This window comes from Phaeobacter sp. CAU 1743 (assembly GCF_039839315.1).
GTDB lineage: Bacteria > Pseudomonadota > Alphaproteobacteria > Rhodobacterales > Rhodobacteraceae > Phycobacter > Phycobacter gallaeciensis_A.
On record NZ_JBDOQR010000047.1, the window covers coordinates 1 to 22,560 of the forward strand.

Below are 22,560 nucleotides of genomic sequence, written 5' to 3' on the forward strand. Positions count from 1 at the left end.
GAAGGATTGGGAAAAATCCATCGCCAGCGCGGCAGCTTGGGTCACAATCGCACACATCCGCCGCGTCACGCGGATGCTCGCAAGACAATGAATTCACTCGAAAAGTTTTGAATCAGACTCTAAGGCTATGAGCAGTCAGACCATCAAATCTAGCCTTTAGCCACTTGTTTAAGGCATTGGATGCATGTGTTGCCCGGCAGCCATCCTCATGGATGTAACGAGGATATAGCCACCCGTCGCCAGACTGTCGGAGAGCCGCTCTCATGGCCTCCAGCCCGTAGCCCACCAATGGCAAGGATCGTTCGCTGCCGGTCGTCTTGAGCCGTCTCATGGGATTTGGGCGTATGTGGATGACTACTTAGGCGAGTCACTTGAGCTGGGTTTTGTTGCTGCACACGGATGAATGGGGCAGCCAAGAAATAAGCAAGCCCATGAAAGAAACGTGTGTGTCCAGCGTGTGTGGTTTTGTGTGTGGTCACCCAATCATAAGCCATTGAATCTTATGCAAAAAGCATGGGTGGCGGAGACGAAGGGATTCGAACCCTCGAGACCCTTCCGGGCCTACTCCCTTAGCAGGGCCGAAGCCCTGTCGAAATAATGTATTTATAACAGTTACTTATTTTACTCTTCGAATTGTGTTTGCCAATTTTTTGCCAATGACATCTGTCGCCCGTTCGGCTGGGTCATTGGTGTGGATGTAGGTTTCATCCACCAGGCGGACCGATTTCCACCCTCCAGCATCCGCAATCGATCGCGCTGACCATCCTTCACGTTCGAGCGCCGTGGCGAAGCTGTGCCGGCCGGGCTGATGCGTTCCTAGGTATTCAACCCCCGCCTTTTTGCAGGCGCGTTTCAAAGTGCCATAGATACTGCGCCGGTCGCTGTATCCGAAGACCGGCGCGTCAGAATCGTCGGGCATAATTTCGCGCAGTATGTCCAACAGCATTGGCACCAGATGTGCGACTGCGGCTTCCCCATTCTTTGTCTTCTGAATGTGCGCCGTTGCGCCATCCAGGTCGATGTCTTCAGGTGTGAGTGACACTGCATCACCCACCCTGCGCCCGGTCGTGTTCAGGAACAGCATCAGCGCGAACATATTGACCGGCAGATGTGGCTGAAGGGATGCAAGGTATTCGTGCCCGACCGCTTTGCGTTTTGGTTTTTCGACGGGGAAGGCGCGCACTTTGATCGGCGCACACCAGCCTTGGTCATGGGCGTAATTGATAACGGCGCGCACCGGCGTGATGCCCTGGCGGTTGCGGGTTGCGTTTGAAGCTGTTGGGTAGGCTTTCTTCGCTGCGTCCCGAACCACGCGCGGTGTTATTTCCCGCAGTAGGGTTCCAGCCAACTGTTCCGTCATCTTCACCAGAAAGCGGGTGTCGCCATCGTCTTCCGCATAGGCAAGCGCCGCTTGGTCGAATGTGACAACAGATTGCGGGCCATACAGGTCGACTGCCCAAAGCTTGGCTTCTAGGTTCGCGCGGAGTTCTTCTGCGCGGCGAGCGTCCTGAGTCTTAAGAGCGCGTCGGATTCGTTTGCCATCGGGGCCGGTGCCGTGGGCATAGGCCCATCCGTTGTTCCATTTGATCTGCAAGCGCATTCCGTCAAAACCTTTCGCATCTGGAAGATATTTTCTCGGTAGAAAACCTTCCTGTTGCCGCGCAACTCGTAGTGGATGCCTGCCCTGACTTCAGATCCTTTCAACGCTTGATCCAGTGTGCTGCGCGATATTCCTAGCGCATCTGCGGCCTGAACGATAGTCAGTGGCCGCATTGCCCAAGATGGCGCGGACGTGCTGGCGTTTTTGGCGGCGGCTTCTGGCATGGTCAGCTGGTCACAGATACGAATTGCAGTTCACGGTTCGGGTAGGCCTGAGCGATGCGCGCTTCTGCGTCTTTCTTGGACTTGGCCCGTGTGACGTGCTGGACCTGGCCAACACCAGACACGATGACTTTCACGATGAAGCGTTGCATGTGTCTTCCTTCTTGATCGATGTTTTCCAATGGAAGCGGGCGGCGTCGGCTACGGCATCCGCGATGATGTCAGCGGTGTCGCGGGCAATGCGGCCTGTGCCGTCGCAAAGGTTGCAGGTCATGTCCGCACCCCTCTGCCGCCCGAACGAAAATCCAGCAGAGCGGTTTCCCGGCGCAGCTGGCATGCGGGGCAGTTGAAACCGTTGCTGTGCAAGAACTTATTGGGCATCGCGCCATTCCTTCAGACCAGGACATTCTGGGCGCATGGTCCCGCCCGGACATCCGCAGCTGGGCCATTCGGGGCAATCGAAACTGGCGGTGTTGTCCACCACCAATCTGGGCGCGCACGGTATTTTGTTTTCGTGAGTGATGGCATCCGTGCGCGCCCCGGTCCGGGCTGGCCCCAACAGCCCGCGGCAAAGTGTTCTGAAAAATCCGGGGACGTGGGATGCCACGCCCCCGGCAGGTTGCCCGACCCCGGAGGCAGAATCACAGGCAGTGTTCAACGGGGTCGGTTTTCGAGTTGCAAACATCAGGCCGCATCCCTTGCCGGAAGGCCCCGCAGGATGTTGCGCGCAGCGCGCATCCAGTTGTCGGGCAAGCGCTCGATGTCATCGGCAATGGCGGGGACGCCAAAGAGCGATATTTCATACAGCACGGGGCTGTAGTCGCTGTGGTTCTTTGGAATTGACCAAGAGCCGTTGTTGACACACAGGTTTTCCAGTTGAAGCAACCGCGCTTCAGGGCTGACATCGCTAAGCAGAGTCAGCGCGGCCTGAATGCGGGGGATGTCGACATCGTGTGTCATGCCGCCACCCCCGTGATTTCTTCAAGGGTTTTCCGCGACATCGAAAGGGTGTGGCCATAATGCCGTTCGGCTTCGACGTAGCGGCGATAAAGGTCTGGCTTCAGCTGCGCGGCGGTGCGTAGGTCAGCTGCAGATGCCATGATGCAAAAACAGCATGACAGTCGGGTCATGCCCGCAGCATAAGCCCAATGTGGTTCCTGTCCGGCGTCCCGGATCACCTGAAAGACTTCGCTTTCGGTCAGATCATGGATGGGAAGCCAATCATACCATTCCCGCCCAGCCTTCGAATTGCGTTGTGAGAACTGGAACACGGTCTTTTTCGCTCGTGAGGCGCTTTCTTGGGCGCGCATGCCCATGCAGTTCACCACCAGACCACCGAATTCTGGGTGTGCCTTCAGATAGCGCCGCACTTCACGTTCAATCGGTCCACGCTTCAAATCGGAAGTGCATTGCCGGTTTGCCGGGCTTGGGAACATGCCGCGCCGTTCGACCATTTCAAAGAAGCTGGTTTTGGCGACCGCTGTGATAATTGGGACATTGCCCGCCGTCGCACGGATGTGGTCAAGGTTGCCATCCCATTCCACATCGCCCAGGTCTGCATGCACAATCAGCATCTGATTGTCGGGGATGCCCGCTTGCTTCAGGCGCACAAGCATCGCTTGACTGTCTTTGCCTGCAGAGTGGTTCACAACAAAGAGAGCGCCGCGCTCGATCATCTCTGACACCTGTGCCGGGATCATGCTGCAGCCCCCTTCAGATGTGACAGGATTTCTGCTGTGCGTTCTTCCAAGGTGGCCATGCGCACATTGGCTTCGGCCAGTTCATCACAGGCGTGTTGGGTCAGGCCCTCGATGCGTTCGACGGGGTCATCATCGACGCCCGTGGCTGGCAGGGCTGGGTCAAGACGTGCTGCAGTCCGGTAGGCCATCAATTCGCCGCAGATGTCAGGCAGCACCATGACCAGCATCGACTGGAATTCTTCGGAGATAACACCGCGCTGCCAGTCTGGTTCTCCCTTGGCCAGCATGCGCAGGTTTTCATCGGTCACCAGTTCACACGGAGTGAGTGGCTGAACCGGGGGCGCGGCTGCGATGGTACGTAGGTCTTGCTGCATGGAAGCCTCCTTTTTGAGAAGGCATAGGGTAAAAGATTACCAATTGTCAACCGAATAGATAATTTATTACCAATGGCGCGATCCACATTGCGAATCTACGCGAGAGCGAGCCGCAATGAACGTCCCGCACAGGTTGTGCGAATTTAGTGAAAGGATGTTCTATGTCTGAGGTGGAAGAAAAGAAGTTCCAGGCGGCAATTTCGCTGCTGAATGATGCCGAACTGATTGATCTGGCTTTCAGTCTGATTTGCTCTGACGGTCAAGCGCTTGTTCGGCGCGTTCAAGCCAATCAAGGCGACGATCAGCAGGTAAAGACCGGAAAGCAGCAAGTAGGCGTTCCTCGATAACTGGCCTTGTGTCACCGAAAATGAGGCTTTGAGGGGTTCGGCCAAGCGCTTCCGCTAGGTCCTCGATGGTTTCGAGCCTTGGACTCTTTGAAGCGCCGCTGAGAATTTGCCGGACCATGCTTTCGCTGCCGCCTGCTGCAAGCGACAGGGCGCGGGCGGATGGTGCCCCCTTTTCATCAAGTGCAGCCCGCAAATTGGCGCGAAATTGGTCCGTTAAAGTCATGTGCCAATTCTCATGCGTCACAGGATGCTTGACAACGGATATAAATTACCCGATTAGTGGGTAATAAATTACCAATTGCTAAGGGCGCAAGATGCATGAGCGCAAGATCATCAACGACCTTATCGCAGAAATGCGGCAGTTTTCCGATGACACTGGTGTCGATTTGAAGACCCTTTCTAAACGGGCGACAGGCAACGCGGATTTTTTCAACCGTCTGGTCGGCGGGGGAGATGCAACAACAAGCGTTGTTATTCGTGTTCGCAATCACATGGAAACGAACCGGCCAGACATTCCTGCTGAGGTAAATGCAGCATGAATGAGCGTTCGGATCAGCCCCAAATTGTCGTCGTGTATAGCGATGGTTCGTCATACCCAGACGCTGACACGGTCAAGGGGTTGGCCGACAGAGGACTTTTGCGCGGACAAAGGTTCGAACAAAAGGGCGGACAGGACTTCGGACAAAGATCCGGGCAAGGGTTCCGTTCGGAAAATGTGTCCGCACAAAAGTCCGACAGCTTCCCGCATGCCGCACACAACGCGATTTTGGGACGGGGTGATTCGGTTCCTGTCTATGACCCGCACCGGGTTCACCGTGAATTTCCCGACCGCTGGCAGGCCTATATCCGGGCCAACTATCGCAACCTGAACCATGTGCAGCAGGTGTTTGGCGTGTCTGAGCGCACCGCGCGCAAATGGTGGAAAGGTGAAACCGGCGCCAATGGTGGACATGTCGCCATCGCGGTCAATGAACATCCCGTGGCCGCGCCGCGCATGTTGTTCGCGGCGGAGTGATGGCTATGGCGTGGCGCTCTTTTTTTTCTCTGAACCGGACAAAAGTCCGGGCTTTTGTCCGACCGGCTTCAGTCGAGGAAGGTAATGTCGGTCGCCACAATTTGCAGCAGGCCAAGCCTCATGCGCAAATGGCCGGTGACTTTGGCGCGACATCCACTGTCGGCATTGTAGCTGGATTTGCATTGTTCAAGGCGAACAAGCGTGTCGAAGGGCACGTTTGGGGCCACATCAAATTGCTGATCGCGGGAAACCATAAATCGAATTTCATCTTTGAAATGGTAGGTGATGGTTCCTTCGCCGGTAACCAACGTCCCGTTCAACTGCCCCAATACATCATCAAGCGAAGCGGGCTCTTCAGCCATCGCCGCACCCGGCAGCATGGCCAGCGCAAAAATCAATCTCTTCATCTGCAATCCCCCATTCTGCGAAATTCCCGCCACCATAGAGTGCGCTTGCGGGGATGTCAGCATCCGAGACCTGCGGGCACCGGCGCGTTTCGCGCGGGGTTTGGCCATACCGCAAGGGGGCGTGGCCGTCCGCATCCGAGTGCCCCCTTTACCTCCCTGTTGGACTGCGGGCGGCATCATGCCGGTGTCGCCCGCATTTTTCCGGTCGTCCGGGGGGGGGCATCATGAGCGCGAACCGTTCCACCGCTGTGATGCAGCGCCGTCATGAACCCCATGACAGCCTAGATTATTTCCCGACACCGCCTTGGGCCACGCGCGCACTGTGCGAACGGCTCATGGCGCTGTCACCGCTGCACCTGCTGCATGTCTGGGAACCGGCCTGCGGTGAAGGCCATATGGCCCGCCCGTTGGGTGAGTATTTCGACCGGGTCTACGCCAGTGATGTGCATGACTACACCGACGCCTTCCCGGCGCAGGATGATGTCTGCGATTTCCTGTGTTCGTGGGATCACCCGTCACGGTTCATGCCCACGCCCCCAGAATTCACAGGCGAGAAAGACGCGGTGGACTGGATCATCACCAACCCGCCTTTTCGCATCGGCGAAGAGTTTATCCGCACAGCCCTGATGCGCGCCCAGGTTGGGGTCGCAGTCTTTGTCCGCACCGCCTTTCTGGAAGGCAAGGAACGCCATCGATCGCTGTTCACGCCCACGCCGCCCGCGCTGGTTTTGCAATTCGTGGAACGGGTGCCGCTGGTGAAGGGCCGGTTGGACAAGGAAGCATCATCCGCCACCAGCTATTGCTGGATTGTCTGGCTGAAGGACGGGGCGACCGGCACCGCCTTTGACTGGATTGCGCCTTGTCGCAGCCGGTTGGAACAGGCCCGCGACTATCCGATTGCCGAAACCGAACTGGCCCCTGCGCCCTTGTTTGACGGGGGCGCGGCGTGACCCAGAGCCCTGTCGTTGCATTCGGGTTGAACGCCACCGCCGCCGCCATGAAGGCGAAAAGTGGTTCCTTTGGTTTGCGGGACCAACTGGACCTGGCGCGATCAGCACTGGTTCACGCTGAAACCATCCCGTTTTGCTGTTCTGAGGTCGAATTCTTTCTGGCCACTGTGAATGGAAGTCCTGCAGCAGCGGCGAACAGATTGCTGGCGTTTGCGCAGGCGCTGGTTCCCCAGAAGCTTCAGGAACAGCCTGAATTCGACTGGCAGAAACGGGCGGACCTGCAATGAGCAATCGAACCGCCTCTGCCGAACGCTGTCTGGTCGCCGCCTGTGCGCATCTGAGCATGATGACCGTTCGCAATGAGAATTTCCCGATGTGGGTCAGCATCATCCGCGATGTGCTGCCGGATTGCGAGGACTGTGCATCAGCCATGGCGCAGCTGAAGGCCGCGGCTGATGTGCTGGCCCATGCCGATCGCGGCAGACCGCAGGACAACGCCATGACCCGGCTTCGCTGGGAAACGGAACGCTATTTCGCCATGGCCGCAGCGCATCGGTTTGAGGCGTGGAAACAAGCAAAATCAGAGGGGCAGCGCACATGACATCCAAGGTAAAGCATATCGTCGGGCCGACTATACTGTGCCGCACAGGTGCATATTTCGACTTTGAAGACCCGGAATCGTCCGACTTCACGATCGAGGATATTGCGCACGGTCTGTCGAACATCTGCCGCTTCACGGGCCAGTGCCGAAACTTCTATTCCGTTGCCGAACATTCGATCCATGCCAGCTACATTGTGCCGCCTGAATTCGCCTTTGAGGCGCTGATGCATGACGCCCCCGAAGCTTTCATCGGGGACATATCCAAGCCGCTGAAGGGGTTGCTGCCGGATTACAAGCGCATCGAGGATATGGCCGAACGCGCGGTTCTGGGTCGGTTTGGCCTGTCGCTGCCGATGTCGCAGGCGGTCAAAGACGCTGACCTGAAGATGCTGAAGGCAGAACAGGCACAAGCCATGCGCAATGCCGACATTTGGCCTGCCGTTCAGGCGCTGGATGCTGCCGATGTCATTCTGAAGTTTTGGCATCCGATTGAGGCCAAGGGCCGTTTCCTGTCGCGGTTCAAAGAACTGGGTGGGGAGGTCTGATGGATACTACGCCCCTTAAACCGTTTGTTGAAAGCAAGCCCAAGACGCTGCCATTCTACAGTGGCGGTGGCGATGTAACGATTGGACAGTTTGGTCCGACCCGTTTCATCATCACTCTTAATCCAGACGGACACACCGAAGCTTCGTTGTCTCGTGGTTCGCCCTTGTGGCGCCCGACTGACAGTCAGATCGCTGCATTCTTCCGCCTTTGGGGATGTCAGCCCTTGTATGAAGATCCCCGTGCAAAACGCTGCCGCATGTTTGTCATGCGCGACACTCGGATCAAAGTTTATTGAGGGTGTCGGGATGAATTTTCAAGATGACCCACGGCTGATCGAGGCAAAGGCCATTCCGATGACGGAACTGGTCGACCGTCTTGGCATAGCGCGACTGAAACCGATGGCCAATGAACTGATTGGCCCGTGCCCCCTTTGCGGCGGGCGTGATCGGTTCGGCATCAATCTGCGCAGCGGGGCATTCCTGTGTCGCAAGTGCGACCTGCGCGGCGGTGACCAGATTGCGTTGACCATGGGCGTCCTGAACATGGATTTCAAAGGCGCGCTGCAGTGGCTCTGCGGTGACAAACCGGCGCAGCTGGATCAAGCGGAAATCGACCGCCGGCGCAAGCGCGCGGCAGAAGCTGATCGGAAACAGCAAGAGGCACAGGTGCGCTACCGCCGCAAGGCTATCTCTGATGCCCGTGAGATCTGGAAGAAAGCGCGGCCCGGCCATTTGGGCATTGTGCAGGCATATTTGGATGCGCGTGGTATCGACGCGATGTTATTTCCCGCACAGGAAATCCCGGTCGCGTTGCGCTTCATCGTGGATCATCCCTACGTCAAGAAAATCGGCCGGGAATACGTCACCGCGCATCGCGGCCCCTGCATGATTGCGGGCATTCTGAACATGGCGGGTGAGTTGACCGCGGTGCATCAGACATGGGTCGACATCAACCCGCCCCACGGCAAGGCCAAGATTTCACATGAGGGCGAAAGCCTGCCCGCCAAGCTGGTGCGCGGGTCGAAGAAATCCGGCGCTATCCGCCTGCATACGCCTGAAGGCGCTGACACGCTGGTGATGGGCGAAGGGATCGAGACCACGTTGACAGCACTGGTCGCTGACCCGTTCCCGAATGCTGCCTATTGGGCCGGTGTGGATCTGGGGAACATGTCTGGCCGGATGCAGAAGGTGAAAGGCCAGCGCTATTCCGGCCTGCCGGACATGAGCGATTCCGACGCCTTTGTCCCGCCGCCCTGGGTGAAGCGATTGGTGTTCATCATGGATGGCGACAGCGACCCGGCGATGACCCGCGCCAAGCTGGAATGCGGGCTGCGCCGGGCCATGGCCCTGCATCCCGGCCTTGAAGGCAAGATCGTTCACGCGGGTAAGGGTGTCGACCTGAATGATGTGCTGATGGGTGCAGCCCCTGAAGGTGAAGGGGGTGAAGATGGTTGATGTCACTTATCCATTCCCGGATGAAATCTTTGCCGCAGCCATTGGCGAGTTTGAGCATTCTGGCATTTATGTATGTTCCGAGTTTGCCACGGTGCCCCGATGGGAAGGTGACGAAGAGCGCGACCGCGATTGGCAGCGATATATCGACGCTGACGTTCATGACAGCCTGAAACGCTATCATGACCATATCGTTGGTCAAAGAGACTCAGAACTGCAGCGACTTCGTGCTGCTCTTCAAGAAATCGAAAATGGGCTTCCTACGGGTAGTTCGCTCTTGGATGGGCGTGATCCGCTTTGGCGAGACGCCTACAGAGAGTTGCAGCGCATCGCCCGATTGGCGCTGAAGGGGGGCGCATGATCGGCGCGACCTTCTGTTCCGGCATCGGTGCCCCTGAAGCTGCGGCCCCTTGGGTCGACTGGCGCTTTGCTTCCGAGATTGAGCCGTTCCCCCGCGCCGTGTTGGCAGAGCGGTTCGGCTACCGCGACCCAGACGCCCAGAACCAAGGCGAACCGCTGCTATGGGGTGACATGCAAACCGTCACGCCCGATCTGTGGCGCGCCCATGGTCTGCCGCTACCTGAACTGATCGTGGCGGGAACGCCGTGTCAGGCCTTTTCGGTCGCTGGCATGCGGCGCGGGCTTGATGATGACCGCGGCAACCTCACCCTGAAATTTGTGGAGATCGTGCATGACATCGTCGCAGCTAGACATGATGGACAGCTTGTTGTCCTCTGGGAAAACGTCCCCGGCGTCCTCAGCGACAAGTCCAACGCCTTCGGATGTTTCCTGGGCGCGATTGTCGGAGCTAAACAGCCCATCACTATCGCTGGAAGCTGGCCAAGTGCAGGTATGGTTGGCGGACCACGGGCAAGGGCCGCGTGGATCGTTCGGGACGCTCAATATTTCGGAGTGGCCCAACGCCGCCGCCGTGTGTTCGTTGTCATCGACTTTGGAAACCGGGTCGATCCCGCGCAAATACTATTTGAGCGCCAAGGCCTGCAGGGGAATTCTGCGCCGCGCCGAGAAACGGGGGAAGAGCCTGCCCAAACTCTTGATGCAGGCATTGGTCGCCGCCGCGGCTCAGGAATGAACCCAAATTCCCTTGCTGTGCAGGGACACCATGGCGATGTGGCGGGCACCGTGACCGCGAAATGGGCCAAGGGGCTTGGTGGACCGGCGGGCGATGAAACCCAGAACATGGTCGCCTTCGATTGCAAAGGCTCGGCGGTTCAACACGACACGGACGCGCCACCTTTGCGCGCTATGGGCCATGTCGGATCACACACCAACGGCGGCGGTCATGCAGCTGTGGCCATTCAGGAACGTGCCGTGTCCGAAAACCCAGATGCCGGGCCAGATGGCAAAGGTGTTCGGGATGATGACACAGCCTTCACGCTGGAAGCCCGCACCCAGCCGCAGGCCGTGGCCTTCAAGCCGTCGCACTACACGCGCGGCAAGGCTGGCGCGCCTTCGCAAGTATTCCCGCCCCTGACCGCCGATGCGGACAAGGGCGACCAGGACCCGATCATTGCCTTTGATCTGAGAGGCCGCGAGGGGGGGGCATTGCCCGAAGGGCCGCACGATACGGCCAACTTGCGCGCGGCCTCTGGCGGATCGTCGCGCAGCTATGTCACGGCGGGTCCGATTGTTCGCCGCCTGACACCAGTGGAATGCGCCCGGCTGCAGGGCTTCGAAGACAATCATTGTCAAATCACATACCGGGGTCGGCCTGCAGCGGACGGCCCCCAATACAAAGCATACGGCAATTCAATGGCCGTGCCCGTGGTCGCGTGGATCTTGGACCGTGTCCAAGCCGCTGTCGCGGCGGGCGATAAGAACTGAACGGGGCAAGGATGACAGGCAACATCGATCGGGAAGAGCAATTTAGACAAGCGGTCATGCTTGTCTGGGCCGAAGGCAAATGCTCGACCAGCCTTGTTCAGCGAAAACTGGCAATAGGCTACAATCGGGCTGCAGGTCTTGTCGAACGCATGGAAGCTTTGGGCATAGTTTCGGCGTCCAATCATGTTGGAAAACGTGAGGTTCGTAGCCCTGACGACATTCGTGCTGCATTGAACATCAGACAAGAAATTACAGATATTGCCGGGGAAGAGGCTGGCAAAATTCTTTTGAATGCGCTGGTAGAGGGGCTGCGAGCCCTTCCTGAAGAACCTAAAGCGCAACCCGATGGGCTGTCTGAAGTTCGTTCATCGTTCGAATCCGCTGAGGATGTCACCCCTGCCGATGGTCTGACGCCGCCTGATGATGGCCGCTTCGACGGGCCGTCTTACGGCGATGGTGGTCCGCCACCCCGCACCCCGGATTTGCCGATGCCCGAAATGGATGGGGCCAAGCTGCCCTTGAATGATACGGGCAATGGGCAGCGGTTCGCGCTCTATTGCGGCGATGATGCGATGTTTGTGCCCCGCGTCGGGTGGCACATCTGGGATGGCAAACGCTGGAAACTGGACCCGGACGGCATTGCCGTGCGCCGTCATGCGCAGACGATTCATGAGCGCATCGAGAAGGAAATTCCCCACCTTCAGTTGAATTCGGCTGAACAGCGCCGGGTCGACCGCCTGGAAACCATTCGCGTCGACCTGCGGGATTTCGACAAGACATTTGTCGACCTATCCGATGAAGAGCGCATCGAGAAGCGCCAGAATCTGGTGGCGGAAAAGGATAAGTTGAACTCTGAACTCTGGGGGCGCGGGTCGACCAGGCAGCGCCACAAGGCCTTCGCCAGATCAGCTGGCAACAGCAACGCCATTAAGAATCTTTTGGCGGAAGCTGTGACCAGCCTTCACCGCGACGTTGAAGACCTCGATGCCGATCCGCTGACAGTGAACACTGAAACCGGAATTCTGAGATTTGTCCGCAAGGATAACCCAAACTTTGGCGTTGCGGGTGCGACGGGATCAAGCCTGAAGTGTTTCGCTGAAGTCGAGATTGAAGAGCACATGCGCGTCGTGTCGATCGAAGGCAGGAATCGCCCACAGTACATCACCAAGATGATGCCGGCCGCGTATGAGCCCGACGCCAAATGCCCAAAGTTTGATGCGTTCTTAGAGCGGGTGCAGCCCGACCCGGCGATGCGGGCCTGTCTTCAGCGTTGGTTTGGCTTGAGCATGACCGGCGAACCGATTCAGAAATTTCTCTACATGTATGGCATGGGCGCCAACGGCAAATCGCTGCTGGCGGGTTTGATGCGGCGCATGCTGGGCGATTATGCCACCATGGTCCGCATCGAAAGCTTGACGGGCAAGAACCGTAAATCTGGATCAGACGCCACACCGGACCTGATGCGCTTGATTGGCGCGCGCGCGGCCATCACCAACGAACCTGAAGAAGGCGAACGCCTGCAGGAACAGAAGGTCAAGGAAATGACCGGCGGCGATGAAATGCTGGTGCGGAACCTGCATTCCGACTTTGTCGCCTTCACGCCCTATTTCAAGCTGACCTTTACCGGGAACCACAAGCTGGAAATACGCGGCACTGATGACGGTATCTGGCGGCGTCCGCTGTTGTTTCCGTTTGATGTCCAGATCCCGGAACATGAGCGGGATGAAAAGCTTGGCGACAAACTCTTCGAGGAAGAGCGGTCGGGCATCCTGAATTGGATGATTGCAGGTCTTCTGGATTATCTGGAAGGCGGGCTGCAAGAGCCAGCACAGGTTCTTGAGGCAACAGAAGAATATCGCAAGGACAGTGACCCGGTGGGCGACTTCCTTGCCACTGGCTGTGAGATTGATGGCGGGACGGATTTCCTTGCCGCCCGTGACCTTGTCGACGCCTGTTACCTCTACCTGCTAGAGAACACCGCCCACGCATGGCAACCAGGCAATCTGCAGCGCAAGCTGAAAGAGCGCAACGGCAAGTATATGCATCCGGCCACAGGCAAGTCCTACACGCGCCACAAGCGGAATGGGACTTGGGGTTATTCTGGCATTCGTTTGACAGACGATATGCGCAACCGACTGGCAGATGCGCCACGCGACCCCAAAGGCCTGCCAATGTTGCGAAAAGATGGAAGTAGCGGTTCTTCGCCGCACTCCGAGGGCTACCCACTGTGACCCGCCGGGCGGCACATACGCAAGCCGACGCCGCCCGCACCCCGCACCCCTACAACTATATTCTTCGAAAATCGGGGCAGCTTTCCGACTTCTGCCCCGTATCGGGGCGCAATTCCCAAATCCACCTGTTGGGAAAAAATATTTGGTTTCTGAGATTTGTGGCTGTTTCGGGGCGTTTGGGGCGCTTGGGGCAGAAAAATCCGAGTTACGTGCGCGCGCGTATTCTGGGGGGTCTGGGGGGGAGATGTCTTGCGTATAGGTCGCGCCCTTCTGCCCTATCTGCCCCGCGCGCCCCGCCAGACGGATTGCGCTCATGTTTTCAGTGGGTTGCCGGTCTAGCGATTGTTGTGGGGTTCTGCCCCGTTCTTTTGCGTTCTGCCCCGTCTGCCCCGCCATTCATCATTCGAAATCAACATCTTGGTTTCTCTTCATTCGAAACAACAAAATCTAGAAAATAGAGGTCAGGCATGAAGTTAAAGAGGGTCGAAAAGACGTGCTGTGTGGATGAAACAGGGGCCAAGCTGGCCTTTCATCTTTGCTGCCCGAACTGCCGTAAAGAGTTGGCGCAAGAGGAACGGGCGCGGCTAATGGATGTGGGGACGGCACCGGATGGCTGCAGTTCTGAGATTATCACGGCCCCTGCGCGCGGCCCGCTTGCCCCGTTCCGTGAAGCCTATTGGCATGAGAAAGACGGCCAAGGTGAATGGCGGCACGTTCCCTATCGGTCGGGCTGTCCCGGTCAGGCGCGTGACATCTTCGACACCATGGCAGACCAGGCAACGCGGCGGGGCGGTGATGCGCCATTCACGGCGGCACAGGTTGGCGCGGCCCGCGACTATCGTGCCCTGCATGAGCGGGTGCAGTCTGCAGGCGTAAAGTGTTCCAAGGCTTTCGATGTTCAGGTTGGTGGTCAAGGCCGGGTCGACTTCATGGATGCCTATATCCGCGACACTGAACGACTGGCCATGTTCCATGACGCTATCGGCAGCGTGATTGCCAAGGATATGAAGCGGGTCGGCCCCGACAGGGCGCAGCGCGTCATCATCACCGATGACATTCTTGCCCATGTCGACAAGCGCATCATCACGGTGCGAACGCTGGTGGATGACGTGTGTATCAAGGAGCGCGCCCTGAGCGACGTTCTGGGGGCGCATGGCTGGTCTGTGACTGGAAAAAACCGAAAAGCCCTTCGGGACGCCCTGTGCGCCGCTCTGGGGCGTATGCAGGGCATTTGAATAGCGGGGATACAAAATGTTGTTGACATAAGGACCACCGAATGATTCTAAATAGCTATCATCACGAGATGCGCCCGCAGGAAACTGTCGGGCGCTTTCTTATGGGCGGCTTCCCCGGTGAAACCTATGAAGCCGCACCCGATGCGAACCGTAGCACAGCCGATGGGAACGGCACTGGGGAGAAGGCATCGGGCCGCTGCAGCGGACATAGGAGGCAACTGTCCGGGCCTCAAACATGACTGCAGTCGAAGCTGGCGCACCCAAAAGCCAGCAGGGCAGAGAATACCTGAGAGGCATCCCGCCGGGTCAAACCGGAAGCCAGATAACCGCTGGGCCAGTAAGTCGGCTGATACCGCAGGCAAGTGGCGCTGCCCTTATCGGGATAGGGGCAGTGCTGCGAAGCTACGCGATAACCGGAAAGTTTGATGACGTTCACACTCAATTTTTATTGGTGGATGCTGCCTTTGGCGATCACCATTGTTTCTGCGATCCCTGCTTCTCTTTATAAGCAACGTGGGGACTATGACTTTGGTGGCGCAATCCTCGGCTTCGTATGGTTGGTTGCATCTGTTGTCGCATGGTTGGTGGCAATCATCATGCGGTTAGCGGCATAGGTCGAATTCGACAATGAGCCCAACTCTCACCTTGGATCACAGCGATTTGACGCGCGGTTTGACCCATCTTCAGACTGAGCAAGCGCCTTACGCCGCTGCCCGTGCTTTGACAGATACCGCTTGGGGTGCCGCGCGTGGCCTGAAAGGTCACATGGATGAAGTGTTCGACAATCCGACCGCTTTCACCCGCAATGCGTTTCGGGCCATCGGTGCCAAGAAGAACAATCTTGAAGCGCAGGTGCTGCCGAAGGATCGTATCGCGGGACGGCACTATCTGTTCACTCAGGAAGAGGGTGGTGTTCGCCCCCAGACAGGTATCGAAAAGCTTTTGCAGCGCCATGTCGCGTTCGATGGCGTCCTGCAAACTGTCGTTCCTGCCGATGACGCAAAGCTTAATCGCGCAGGCAACCTGAGTTCAGCGCAAATCCAACGTCTGCTGTCTGGACTGGGCGCGCAACGTGATCGGCATCAGAACACCACGTCTGCATCCAGGTCGCGCCAGAAGTCGCGCGAGACTTACTTTGTGCCGCGTCATGGTCTCGCTCCGGGTGTCTTTGCCCGTCAGTCGAACGGTCGCCTCAAAATGATCTTGGCCTTCACCGCGAGTGCAGCGCGCTACCGCAAGCGCCTTGGCTATGAAGAGTTCGTGACGGAATACATGGATGAGCATTTTCCGGGGTCATTCTGGATGTGGCTGGATCGAGCAATGGCGAGCCGCAAATGATATCTCGGGTCCTTCCTGACAACCTTCGTACACGGGTAATTTGCGCCCTGTTTCGTGGGATTTTTTCGGTTTCCCGAAACGTCTTGGGTTGTGGTTGTTGTTGTCGTTTGGGGTCGGCCCATGACTGAGACGATTGCCATGCTGAGTGAAGCGGATTGGCCGGGGCTTACGGCGTGGCTGCAAGACCATCCGCTGCCAGACGGCAATGACATGGATCTGAACATGTCGGAGCTGGCGACGGTATTTGGGGTCTCGACCAATACCGTCAAGTCCTGGCTCACCCAGCCTGATGGGCGCATGCCTTGTGTTGTCCGCGGCGGCAATGGCCGGGAATATGTCCTGCGGTTGTCATGGTGCTACGCATGGCGGCAGCATCAGGACACGTTGAAGAAAAACAGGGCGCAAGATTTGGCGCGTCTGCAAGGGCAGCTATTCGGGGTTGAACCTGACCAGGCCGACCAAGGCCTGTCCCCGAAACAGGTGCGCGAGGTGGCCGAGGCGAAAATGAAGCACGCCGAGGCAGCGCGGATGCTCGGCACCCTGACCGAGATCGATGACGTTTACAGGTTATTCGACCAGGTCTTCGTCAAAATGCGCAACAGCGCCATGGGTGTGTCGGATCGGCTCGAACGCGAACTGGGCCTGACCGCTCCGCAGGCGCGGCAGGTCGATCGCGCAATGGAAGAAATGCTGAGTTCTTTGATTGAGGAACTTGAAGAAAGCGTCATCGGGAAGGGCTTCACGCCGAACCTTGAAATGAACGCGCAGCTGGTGAATGAGACATGACTTACGGTCGTTATGATTTCCAGCCGCTGCCGCCCTATCGTGATCCGCGGGACGCACTGGCCAAAGCGCTGCCATCACTTGCCCCGCCGCGCAAAGTATCTGTGGTTGAAGCGGCCGAAACGTCTATGCGGGTCAACATTAACAATTCATGGACGCGTTTCCGCCGGGACACCGTGCCATACATGATCGAGCCGATGAACATGGCAACGTCTCGCGATTATCGCGCGATGGTTTTTGCCGGGCCATCACGGTCGGGCAAGACGATGTTGCTGAATGCCATCCTGGCTCATGCGATCACTTGTGACCCGGCGCGGATCGGTTTCTACGTCGATGAACGCGCCACCCGCGACAGTTATGAACGCAACACGTTCTCTCCCATCGTGCGCAATTCACCGGACCTTGCTGCGAAGCGGGCCAGTGGCCGGGGGTCCGACACGATCGACAGTAAGATCTTCGTGGGCGGAACGCATATCACGTTGGACCCTGTCAGCGGATCACGCCTGCAAGAGCGTTCTTTGGGCAAAGCACTGGGCACAGAGTTCGACCAGTATGGCCCCGATGTCGATGGCGAAGGTGAGCCTCTGAACCTTATGCTGGCGCGCACCTATATGGCCGGGTCCCGCGGGATGGTGGTTGTTGAAAGTTCACCACGCGCGCCGGAAATGGATGAAAGCGTGGTTAGCGCTGACCCCCATGTCGCACCGAAGGTGAAATACGGGGTGTTCTCGCACTACCCCAACACCACCAAGGGGCGTCTCTACTGGCCTTGTCCCTGCTGCGGAACCCTCTTCGTGCCGAACTATGACATGCTGATGGTCCCCGATAGCGCGGATGACCAGGAAGCAGGTCAAGCTGCCAATATGCAATGCCCGAATTGTCGGGATTTGATTTCGCCGGATCACAAACTGGAAATGCTGGCCGAAGCGATTTGGCATCACATGGGCGTCGAGGGCAAACCAGTCACCCTTCAAAGCGGCGATGTCATCGAAACCGATATGCTGGGATATTGGCTAGACGGGACACAAGCCGCGTTCATGCCATGGGCCGACATCGTGGTCAAAATGCGCCAAGCGGAACGGGCATTTGAAAGCACCGGCGATGAAAGCCAGTTGCGGTCGGTAGTGAATACGCGGATCGGCACGGCATACCGGCCCCGCGCAGGCGGTGGCGGTGAAATCTCGATTGATGATCTGCGCAAGAAAGCGGAAGCCACGCCATCACGTCAGGCCGTCGCGCCTGAGTGGACGCGCTTCATCACGATTTCTGTGGACACACAGGCAACCTATTTCAGCGTTGGCGTCACGGCTTGGGGGCTGGACGGTCGGCATCAGCCGATTGACCGATTTGATTTGAACACCCCGCCGGATGGACAAGACGGCCCAGCGAAGCGGGTTCTCAAACCCGGATTGTACGCCGACGACTGGGCCGTGCTGGATGTCTTGGAAACGATGCGCTGGTGTGTCGATGGCTCGGATTGGGAGTTGGGGGCCGTTGCCGCGACCGTCGATATGCAGGGCGAACGCGCGACCACTGACAACGCCTATAAGTTCCTTCGCCGCCGCCGGGCCGAAGGCAAGGGCACGTTTTGGCACCTCTCGCGTGGGCGGGGTGGCGAGCATCGCGACCGTGTCTGGCAAGCGCGCCCGGAATCAGCGTCCAGCAAGTCAAAACGCCGTCGAGTGGCAAAGGACATCGTCATTCTTAACATGGCGACGGATCGCTTGAAGGACGCTGTATCCGCAAGCTTGGTGATGACCGAGATCGGACCAAACTACTGTGCGATTCCCGACTGGATGACGAAGGATCAGTTGCTTGAATTGACCGCCGAACGGCGAGATGACAACGGCAAATGGGATAAACGCCCAGGCTTCGTGCGGAACGAAAGCCTTGATCATTTGGTGCAGGCCCGCGCGACGTTCATCATCATCGGCGGTGAGCGGATCAACCTTGATGCGCCGCCAGACTGGGCGCGCCTTGATCCATCCAATCCGTTCGCACGGTTTGTGGGAGAGGCGGAAACAGCACCGGTTCAGAACACCCCTGAGCCTTCGACAGCTTCATGGATTCCGAAACGGGAGAACTGGCTATGAGCGATGTAGCGACCCAGCTTGCCGCCTTGAAAGAAATGTACGCCAAGGGCGTTCTCAGCCTTGAGCAAGGCGGCGAGAAAGTAACCTTCGCGTCTGGCGAAGAGCTGCGCCGCCGCATCGGGGATCTGGAAGACCAACTGGCAAGCCAGTCCGGCGGATCGTCGTCAACCGGCTTCCACTACCCATCATTTGATAAGGGTCTCTAACACGTGACACTTCATTGGACTGACAAAGCGCTTGCGGTCGTATCTCCGCAAGCGGCCATGAGACGCGTGTCAGCGCGTGTCGCGCTGCGCAACATGACGGCCTATTACGATGCTGCCAGCACGGGCGGACGCACGGGGTCCTGGCGAAAATCACGGGGCGATGCCAACGCGGCGGGTGGTCGCCGGGCACGGCTGTCGTTCATCTCGCGCGACATGGTGCGCAACAACCCGATCGCGACCGGCGTTGTGCAGACCATCGTATCTCACACGGTTGGCAAGGGCATCATGCCCAAATTGGAAAACATCAAAGATGATGCACTTCTGAAGGCTGGCAAAGAGCGGCTGGAACGGTTCCTGAAATCGCATGCCATTGACTGGCGTGGCCGGGAAACTCTGGCAGGCCTTCAAAGACTGGTGGATGCGGCCATCGTCACAGATGGCGAAGTCTTGGTGATCCTGCACCCCGGCGCAAATGGCAGCTATCCCAAGCTTGAAGTTCTGGAAATCGACCATCTGGACGACGCCGCGTTTCGTGCAGGCACAGAGGGTGGCTATGTTCAGGATGGCATCGAGTACGATGCCGATGGGCACCGTGTCGCTTATCACCTTTTCGATGAACACCCCGGCGCCCAAGGGTGGATAGCGTGGAAGGGTCGCGCGGTTTCGCGCCGTGTTCCGGCCCAATTTGTGCTGCACCTTTATCGACAGGATCGGCCGGGCCAAGAACGCGGTGTTTCGTGGTTTGCGCCGGTTGCTTTGCCGCTGCAGGACCTGGCTGATTATGAGGACGCCCAGCTGGTCCGTCAGAAAATCGCGGCTTGCTTCACCGTGTTTCGCCACACCACAAACAAGAACGATCAGGTGCCAGCGACATTGTCACCCGGCGCGATCGTCGATGTGTCTGGGGAAGACGGATATGAATTTGCTTCACCGCCTGGCGTTGATGGCTATGACGAATTCACCCGCGGCCAGCTGCGCCGTATCGCCAAGGGGATGGGCATCACGTATGAGGCCTGTTCCGGTGATCTGAGCAAAGTCAATTTCTCTTCGGCCAAGATGGGCCGGATGGAGATGGATCGAAACGTCGAATCCTGGCAGTGGCTGATCCTGATCGCACAGTTTCTTGCCCCGTTGGGTCGCTTGTTCCTGCAGTCATGGGCGTTGGAACCCGCCTTTCTGCATCGTGCTGAAGAGATCCTTGCAGCGAATGTCGATTGGGTTCCGCCGGCGCGGATCCTGATCGATCCGGCCAAGGAAATTCCGCCTCTTGTTGAAGAGGTGCGGGCCGGTCTCAACAGCCGCCAACGTGCGGTGACATCTCTCGGACGCGACCCGGATCAAATCCATCAGGAACAGGTCGAAGACCAAAAACAGGCCGATACCGATGGCCTGATTTACGACAGCGATGGTCGCTACCACGCCAAACCCGCCCCACCTGTTGCGGGCGAAAAACAGGAGCTTGAAAACAATGAATGAACTGTATCTCTACGGCACCGTGGGCCGAGACTTTTGGGGCGAAGAGAGCTTTGGTGCCTCGGATGTCTCAGAGTTTTTGGACGGCGCGGAAGGTGACATCACCATCTATCTGAACTCGGGTGGCGGCTTGGTTCATGAAGGCGTCACCATCTACAACCTTCTGCGCGCCCATACCGGCCACAAGCGGGTCATCATCCAAGGCGTTGCCGCATCGATCGCAAGCGTTATCGCCTTGGCTGGTGACGACATCGTCATGGGCGACGGAGCCATGATGATGGTTCACGACCCCGCACAGTGGTTCATCGAAGGCCGCGGCACCGAAGATGAACACCGCCGCGTTGCAGACGGTTTGGGCAAAGCCGCGCGCAACATGGCAAAGCTTTATGCGCGCCGCACCGGCCTATCCGAGGATGCGGCGCGGGACATCATGCGCGCCGAAACTTGGATGGATGGCGATGAAGCTCTGGAAAAGGGCTTTGTCACGGAACTCGCCCAAGACCCCGATACCGACGCAGAGTCGGTGGCGTTCGATTACTCGCTCTACAGCAATGCGCCCGCCTCGATGAAAGCTGCAGCGCGCCGCTTCAAATCCAAGATTTCTCAACCGGCCCTGGTGGCCATGATTGCGGGCATGCCCGCGCAGCAAAGGAGCCAGACCATGGCGAAAAAACCAACTGCAAAGAAAGGCGTCATGCGCGCCGGTGACGATACCATCAAGGCGGGGGATGACGACGACACCATCGTCTCAGCAACCGGCGATGACACTCTGGAAGGAGCGGATGACGACACCGGTGCGGGCGGCGACGATGACGCGATGACCGGCGCGGACGGTGATGACACCGTTGATGATGGCGCGTCGGATGATGACGATGACGACAGCCCGGCCACGGCGGCATCACTGATTGGCATGACGGCATCGTTCGGCCTTCCGGCAGCGGTGGCGCAACACATGATCGCCAAGGGCATGACCGCGACCCAAGCTGCGGCTCACCTGGCGAAAGAAGTACAAGGAGAAAACCCGATGAGCACTTCGACACGTCGCGGTCCGGCCCGGACTGCGATCATTCGCGATGAACGCGAAACCATGCGGGCGGGCCTGACCGGCGCGCTGGTCGCGCAGATGGGCCGTGACCGCGATGTGAACGGGCCTGCCCGTCAGTTCATGAACATGTCGCTGGTGGAAATGGCGGCGCATGCCATCGGCCATACCGGCCCGACGCGCACCGCTGGCGAACGCATCGCGGTTTTCGAGGCTGCGGCGCATTCGACATCCGACTTCCCGTCGATCTTCGAGAACGCTCTGCACAAGCGTCTTCTGGCCTCCTATGAGGCGCAGCAGCCGACCTATCACTTGATTTCGGAGCGTCTGGATTTCCGCGATTTCCGGGAAGTGCCTCTGATCCGTGCCGGTGATTTCCCGGAACTGCAGAAAATCGGTGAAAACGGCGAAATCAAGCATGGCACGTTCAGCGAAAGCAAGGAAACCGCCATCCTGTCCAGCTATGGCCGTCAAATTACCATCTCTCGCCAGATGATGATCAACGATGACTTGGGCGCGATCGACCGTGTTCTGTCGAACTACGGCCAACGCGTTGCGCAGTTCGAGGACAAGACCTTCTATGCCTTCGCTCTGGCTGCAAACATGGCCAGCGGCACGGCGATGTTCCACGCGGACCATGGTAACCTGGCCACTTCCGCTGGTGCCATCTCGGTGGCGACCGTGGACAAGGGTATGCAGGCCATGGCCGTGCAAAAGGGTCTTGATGGCGATGAACTGGGTATCATCCCGTCCATCATCCTGACCGGTGCGAAGCAAACGCTTGCCGCAAAGCAGCTGATTGCAGAAGTCACGCCCGCGAAATCCAGCGACGTGAACCCGTTCGCCGGTGATTTCACCCATGTTCAGACCCCGCGCATCACGACCAACGCGTGGTATCTGCTGACTGCTCCGGGCACCGCAGGTGGCTCGAACTGGGTCCATGGCTTCCTGGAAGGGGCGGAGGGTCCGCGTCTGCGCACCGACGAACCCTTTGGCCGTCAGGGTATGGCCGTGTCGGTTGAGCATGACTTTGGCGTTGGCGCCCAGGACAGCCGCTACGGCTACAAGAACGCGGGCTCGTAATCCCAGCCTGAAATGAAGC

27 protein-coding genes and 1 pseudogene are annotated in these 22,560 nt (G+C 58.3%); 21 read left to right on the top strand and 7 right to left on the bottom strand.

Translation table 11 applies throughout. The features are described 5' to 3' along the window. A pseudogene (locus AAFO90_RS16810) lies at positions 1–91 on the top strand (IS5/IS1182 family transposase); the annotation flags it as partial. Positions 92–616: 525 nt separating this feature from the next. Here AAFO90_RS16810 and AAFO90_RS16815 read toward each other — a convergent pair. The 6 genes from AAFO90_RS16815 to AAFO90_RS16840 all read right to left on the bottom strand — a co-directional run bounded on the left by AAFO90_RS16815 (position 617) and on the right by AAFO90_RS16840 (position 3,895). Beyond that, entirely contained in the window at positions 617–1,600 is a 984-nt protein-coding gene (locus AAFO90_RS16815) for a tyrosine-type recombinase/integrase (protein ID WP_347510083.1), read from the bottom strand. A 226-nt stretch (positions 1,601–1,826) separates the two neighbouring features. Beyond that, on the bottom strand, positions 1,827–1,973 hold the full coding sequence (locus AAFO90_RS16820; RefSeq protein ID WP_347510084.1) for a hypothetical protein: 147 nt from the start codon (positions 1,971–1,973) through the stop codon (positions 1,827–1,829). Beyond that, positions 1,955–2,095 (bottom strand): hypothetical protein, encoded by a 141-nt coding sequence (locus tag AAFO90_RS16825; protein ID WP_224826257.1) that lies wholly within the window; start codon positions 2,093–2,095, stop codon positions 1,955–1,957. The genes AAFO90_RS16820 and AAFO90_RS16825 overlap by 19 nt, the downstream gene beginning before the upstream one ends. A gap of 410 nt (positions 2,096–2,505) precedes the next feature. Continuing rightward, positions 2,506–2,781, bottom strand: a complete 276-nt coding sequence (locus tag AAFO90_RS16830; RefSeq protein WP_347510085.1) for a hypothetical protein — start codon at positions 2,779–2,781, stop codon at positions 2,506–2,508. Continuing rightward, entirely contained in the window at positions 2,778–3,521 is a 744-nt protein-coding gene (locus AAFO90_RS16835; RefSeq protein ID WP_347510086.1) for a phosphoadenosine phosphosulfate reductase family protein, read from the bottom strand. The genes AAFO90_RS16830 and AAFO90_RS16835 overlap by 4 nt, the downstream gene beginning before the upstream one ends. Then, positions 3,518–3,895, bottom strand: coding sequence for a hypothetical protein (locus AAFO90_RS16840; RefSeq protein ID WP_347510087.1), 378 nt, complete (start codon positions 3,893–3,895; stop codon positions 3,518–3,520). Before AAFO90_RS16840 ends, AAFO90_RS16835 begins: the two co-directional genes overlap by 4 nt. A gap of 161 nt (positions 3,896–4,056) precedes the next feature. On the opposite strand from AAFO90_RS16840, the gene AAFO90_RS16845 reads away from it, so the two are divergent. The 3 genes from AAFO90_RS16845 to AAFO90_RS16855 all read left to right on the top strand — a co-directional run bounded on the left by AAFO90_RS16845 (position 4,057) and on the right by AAFO90_RS16855 (position 5,257). After that, positions 4,057–4,242 carry a hypothetical protein gene (locus AAFO90_RS16845; RefSeq protein WP_347510088.1) on the top strand — a complete coding sequence of 62 codons (186 nt, stop codon included), beginning with the start codon at positions 4,057–4,059 and terminating at the stop codon, positions 4,240–4,242. Between the two features lie 314 nt (positions 4,243–4,556). Further along, positions 4,557–4,781 carry a hypothetical protein gene (locus tag AAFO90_RS16850; RefSeq protein ID WP_347510089.1) on the top strand — a complete coding sequence of 75 codons (225 nt, stop codon included), beginning with the start codon at positions 4,557–4,559 and terminating at the stop codon, positions 4,779–4,781. 176 nt (positions 4,782–4,957) lie between these two features. After that, complete coding sequence (locus AAFO90_RS16855; protein ID WP_347510090.1) at positions 4,958–5,257, top strand: hypothetical protein; 300 nt, start codon at positions 4,958–4,960, stop codon at positions 5,255–5,257. Between the two features lie 68 nt (positions 5,258–5,325). Here the strand turns inward: AAFO90_RS16855 and AAFO90_RS16860 are convergent, their stop codons facing one another. Beyond that, on the bottom strand, positions 5,326–5,664 hold the full coding sequence (locus tag AAFO90_RS16860) for a hypothetical protein (protein ID WP_347510091.1): 339 nt from the start codon (positions 5,662–5,664) through the stop codon (positions 5,326–5,328). Positions 5,665–5,888: 224 nt separating this feature from the next. Here AAFO90_RS16860 and AAFO90_RS16865 point away from each other — a divergent pair, with 224 nt between their 5' ends. The 17 genes from AAFO90_RS16865 (at position 5,889) to AAFO90_RS16945 (ending at position 22,541) form a co-directional block, all read left to right on the top strand. Next, positions 5,889–6,614 carry a hypothetical protein gene (locus AAFO90_RS16865; protein WP_347510092.1) on the top strand — a complete coding sequence of 242 codons (726 nt, stop codon included), beginning with the start codon at positions 5,889–5,891 and terminating at the stop codon, positions 6,612–6,614. A gap of 26 nt (positions 6,615–6,640) precedes the next feature. Beyond that, positions 6,641–6,901: a hypothetical protein gene (locus AAFO90_RS16870; protein ID WP_347510093.1), complete on the top strand. Its 261-nt coding sequence runs from the start codon at positions 6,641–6,643 to the stop codon at positions 6,899–6,901. Next, a complete protein-coding gene (locus AAFO90_RS16875) occupies positions 6,898–7,215 on the top strand; it encodes a hypothetical protein (protein ID WP_347510094.1) in 318 nt (105 codons plus the stop codon). The genes AAFO90_RS16870 and AAFO90_RS16875 overlap by 4 nt, the downstream gene beginning before the upstream one ends. Beyond that, positions 7,212–7,760 (top strand): hypothetical protein, encoded by a 549-nt coding sequence (locus AAFO90_RS16880; RefSeq protein ID WP_347510095.1) that lies wholly within the window; start codon positions 7,212–7,214, stop codon positions 7,758–7,760. Before AAFO90_RS16875 ends, AAFO90_RS16880 begins: the two co-directional genes overlap by 4 nt. After that, positions 7,760–8,056 (top strand): hypothetical protein, encoded by a 297-nt coding sequence (locus tag AAFO90_RS16885; protein WP_347510096.1) that lies wholly within the window; start codon positions 7,760–7,762, stop codon positions 8,054–8,056. The genes AAFO90_RS16880 and AAFO90_RS16885 overlap by 1 nt, the downstream gene beginning before the upstream one ends. A gap of 10 nt (positions 8,057–8,066) precedes the next feature. After that, positions 8,067–9,215: a primase-helicase zinc-binding domain-containing protein gene (locus AAFO90_RS16890; RefSeq protein WP_347510097.1), complete on the top strand. Its 1,149-nt coding sequence runs from the start codon at positions 8,067–8,069 to the stop codon at positions 9,213–9,215. Next, complete coding sequence (locus tag AAFO90_RS16895) at positions 9,208–9,573, top strand: hypothetical protein (protein ID WP_347510098.1); 366 nt, start codon at positions 9,208–9,210, stop codon at positions 9,571–9,573. The genes AAFO90_RS16890 and AAFO90_RS16895 overlap by 8 nt, the downstream gene beginning before the upstream one ends. Then, positions 9,570–11,057 carry a DNA cytosine methyltransferase gene (locus AAFO90_RS16900; protein WP_347510099.1) on the top strand — a complete coding sequence of 496 codons (1,488 nt, stop codon included), beginning with the start codon at positions 9,570–9,572 and terminating at the stop codon, positions 11,055–11,057. The genes AAFO90_RS16895 and AAFO90_RS16900 overlap by 4 nt, the downstream gene beginning before the upstream one ends. 11 nt (positions 11,058–11,068) lie before the next feature. Then, positions 11,069–13,288, top strand: a complete 2,220-nt coding sequence (locus tag AAFO90_RS16905; protein WP_347510100.1) for a phage/plasmid primase, P4 family — start codon at positions 11,069–11,071, stop codon at positions 13,286–13,288. 467 nt (positions 13,289–13,755) lie between these two features. Further along, the gene (locus AAFO90_RS16910) at positions 13,756–14,523 is read left to right on the top strand and encodes a hypothetical protein (protein ID WP_347510101.1); all 768 of its coding nucleotides are present in this window, start codon (positions 13,756–13,758) and stop codon (positions 14,521–14,523) included. A gap of 425 nt (positions 14,524–14,948) precedes the next feature. After that, positions 14,949–15,137 (top strand): hypothetical protein, encoded by a 189-nt coding sequence (locus tag AAFO90_RS16915; protein WP_347510102.1) that lies wholly within the window; start codon positions 14,949–14,951, stop codon positions 15,135–15,137. A gap of 13 nt (positions 15,138–15,150) precedes the next feature. Further along, on the top strand, positions 15,151–15,861 hold the full coding sequence (locus tag AAFO90_RS16920; protein ID WP_347510103.1) for a hypothetical protein: 711 nt from the start codon (positions 15,151–15,153) through the stop codon (positions 15,859–15,861). Between the two features lie 210 nt (positions 15,862–16,071). Further along, entirely contained in the window at positions 16,072–16,647 is a 576-nt protein-coding gene (locus tag AAFO90_RS16925; RefSeq protein WP_347510104.1) for a terminase small subunit, read from the top strand. Then, positions 16,644–18,737, top strand: a complete 2,094-nt coding sequence (locus tag AAFO90_RS16930) for a terminase gpA endonuclease subunit (protein ID WP_347510105.1) — start codon at positions 16,644–16,646, stop codon at positions 18,735–18,737. Before AAFO90_RS16925 ends, AAFO90_RS16930 begins: the two co-directional genes overlap by 4 nt. Then, positions 18,734–18,943, top strand: coding sequence for a hypothetical protein (locus AAFO90_RS16935; protein WP_347510106.1), 210 nt, complete (start codon positions 18,734–18,736; stop codon positions 18,941–18,943). Before AAFO90_RS16930 ends, AAFO90_RS16935 begins: the two co-directional genes overlap by 4 nt. Positions 18,944–19,000: 57 nt before the next feature. Then, complete coding sequence (locus AAFO90_RS16940) at positions 19,001–20,419, top strand: phage portal protein (protein WP_347510107.1); 1,419 nt, start codon at positions 19,001–19,003, stop codon at positions 20,417–20,419. Continuing rightward, positions 20,412–22,541, top strand: a complete 2,130-nt coding sequence (locus tag AAFO90_RS16945) for a head maturation protease, ClpP-related (protein ID WP_347510108.1) — start codon at positions 20,412–20,414, stop codon at positions 22,539–22,541. The genes AAFO90_RS16940 and AAFO90_RS16945 overlap by 8 nt, the downstream gene beginning before the upstream one ends. Positions 22,542–22,560: the final 19 nt, after the last annotated feature.

Excerpts from the sequence above, each read along its gene's own strand:
- AAFO90_RS16895 (WP_347510098.1), top strand. The coding sequence starts at position 9,208 with ATGGTTGATGTCACTTATCCATTCCCGGATGAAATCTTTGCCGCAGCC.
- AAFO90_RS16930 (WP_347510105.1), top strand. The coding sequence starts at position 16,644 with ATGACTTACGGTCGTTATGATTTCCAGCCGCTGCCGCCCTATCGTGAT.
- AAFO90_RS16860 (WP_347510091.1), bottom strand. The coding sequence starts at position 5,664 with ATGAAGAGATTGATTTTTGCGCTGGCCATGCTGCCGGGTGCGGCGATG.
- AAFO90_RS16850 (WP_347510089.1), top strand. The coding sequence starts at position 4,557 with ATGCATGAGCGCAAGATCATCAACGACCTTATCGCAGAAATGCGGCAG.
- AAFO90_RS16875 (WP_347510094.1), top strand. The coding sequence starts at position 6,898 with ATGAGCAATCGAACCGCCTCTGCCGAACGCTGTCTGGTCGCCGCCTGT.
- AAFO90_RS16920 (WP_347510103.1), top strand. The coding sequence starts at position 15,151 with ATGAGCCCAACTCTCACCTTGGATCACAGCGATTTGACGCGCGGTTTG.
- AAFO90_RS16945 (WP_347510108.1), top strand. The coding sequence starts at position 20,412 with ATGAATGAACTGTATCTCTACGGCACCGTGGGCCGAGACTTTTGGGGC.
- AAFO90_RS16935 (WP_347510106.1), top strand. The coding sequence starts at position 18,734 with ATGAGCGATGTAGCGACCCAGCTTGCCGCCTTGAAAGAAATGTACGCC.
- AAFO90_RS16900 (WP_347510099.1), top strand. The coding sequence starts at position 9,570 with ATGATCGGCGCGACCTTCTGTTCCGGCATCGGTGCCCCTGAAGCTGCG.
- AAFO90_RS16835 (WP_347510086.1), bottom strand. The coding sequence starts at position 3,521 with ATGATCCCGGCACAGGTGTCAGAGATGATCGAGCGCGGCGCTCTCTTT.
- AAFO90_RS16845 (WP_347510088.1), top strand. The coding sequence starts at position 4,057 with ATGTCTGAGGTGGAAGAAAAGAAGTTCCAGGCGGCAATTTCGCTGCTG.
- AAFO90_RS16880 (WP_347510095.1), top strand. The coding sequence starts at position 7,212 with ATGACATCCAAGGTAAAGCATATCGTCGGGCCGACTATACTGTGCCGC.
- AAFO90_RS16940 (WP_347510107.1), top strand. The coding sequence starts at position 19,001 with ATGAGACGCGTGTCAGCGCGTGTCGCGCTGCGCAACATGACGGCCTAT.
- AAFO90_RS16890 (WP_347510097.1), top strand. The coding sequence starts at position 8,067 with ATGAATTTTCAAGATGACCCACGGCTGATCGAGGCAAAGGCCATTCCG.
- AAFO90_RS16905 (WP_347510100.1), top strand. The coding sequence starts at position 11,069 with ATGACAGGCAACATCGATCGGGAAGAGCAATTTAGACAAGCGGTCATG.
- AAFO90_RS16910 (WP_347510101.1), top strand. The coding sequence starts at position 13,756 with ATGAAGTTAAAGAGGGTCGAAAAGACGTGCTGTGTGGATGAAACAGGG.
- AAFO90_RS16815 (WP_347510083.1), bottom strand. The coding sequence starts at position 1,600 with ATGCGCTTGCAGATCAAATGGAACAACGGATGGGCCTATGCCCACGGC.
- AAFO90_RS16925 (WP_347510104.1), top strand. The coding sequence starts at position 16,072 with ATGGATCTGAACATGTCGGAGCTGGCGACGGTATTTGGGGTCTCGACC.
- AAFO90_RS16865 (WP_347510092.1), top strand. The coding sequence starts at position 5,889 with ATGAGCGCGAACCGTTCCACCGCTGTGATGCAGCGCCGTCATGAACCC.
- AAFO90_RS16915 (WP_347510102.1), top strand. The coding sequence starts at position 14,949 with ATGACGTTCACACTCAATTTTTATTGGTGGATGCTGCCTTTGGCGATC.
- AAFO90_RS16825 (WP_224826257.1), bottom strand. The coding sequence starts at position 2,095 with ATGACCTGCAACCTTTGCGACGGCACAGGCCGCATTGCCCGCGACACC.
- AAFO90_RS16840 (WP_347510087.1), bottom strand. The coding sequence starts at position 3,895 with ATGCAGCAAGACCTACGTACCATCGCAGCCGCGCCCCCGGTTCAGCCA.
- AAFO90_RS16830 (WP_347510085.1), bottom strand. The coding sequence starts at position 2,781 with ATGACACACGATGTCGACATCCCCCGCATTCAGGCCGCGCTGACTCTG.
- AAFO90_RS16820 (WP_347510084.1), bottom strand. The coding sequence starts at position 1,973 with ATGCAACGCTTCATCGTGAAAGTCATCGTGTCTGGTGTTGGCCAGGTC.
- AAFO90_RS16885 (WP_347510096.1), top strand. The coding sequence starts at position 7,760 with ATGGATACTACGCCCCTTAAACCGTTTGTTGAAAGCAAGCCCAAGACG.